At 48.2% G+C, this 624-nt stretch carries 1 protein-coding gene; it reads left to right on the plus strand.

Features of this window, described 5'->3' with window-relative positions:
• Nucleotides 1-624 (plus strand): transposase (locus D6024_RS26425; RefSeq protein ID WP_162945076.1); only part of this gene is annotated, 624 nt, incomplete at both ends.

The following is a 624-nucleotide window of genomic DNA, read 5'->3' on the forward strand; positions in this document are numbered from 1 at the left end:
TGGCAAATGCCCGATCAGGCTTACTTCCAGGGCAAACAACTCTATAACACCATTCGTGAATACCAGGAGCAAATCAAGCGGTTCAATAATCAGTTGCACAGCCTTCGGCTCTTGCCCATTCAAAGCAAAGCAGCCATCCGGTCCCTGGAGAAAGTGAAAGCTGGTCTGCAAAAGGAAGTTAAAAACCTGGAGGGCGAACTGCAGGAACTGCTGCAGCGTTGGCAACCCGAACAGCTCAAAAACATCAGCAGTGTCAAAGGCATTGGCAAGCGTGCTGCCGCTATGCTGATCATCTTCACACAAGGCTTTAAACACACCTACAGTCACCGGCAGCTGATCTCTTTTGCAGGACTCAGTCCGACAGAATATAGTAGCGGCACCAGTATCCAGGGTAAACCTAAAATCTGCAAACGGGGTGGCAAGCCGCTCAGGGATGTCCTGTACATGTGTGCGATGAATGCAATGAAAACCAATCAGGCATGCAAAGCCCTCTATGAACGATTACGAGCAAAAGGAAAAACAGGAAAACAGGGACTGATTGCGGTATGCAATAAACTCCTGAAACAGGTCTTTGCCGTCATGAAAAACAACACTCTTTACCAACCCAACTACTGCTCGGCAAAA

This window comes from Flavisolibacter nicotianae (genome assembly GCF_003628535.1).
Taxonomy (GTDB): domain Bacteria; phylum Bacteroidota; class Bacteroidia; order Chitinophagales; family Chitinophagaceae; genus Flavisolibacter; species Flavisolibacter nicotianae.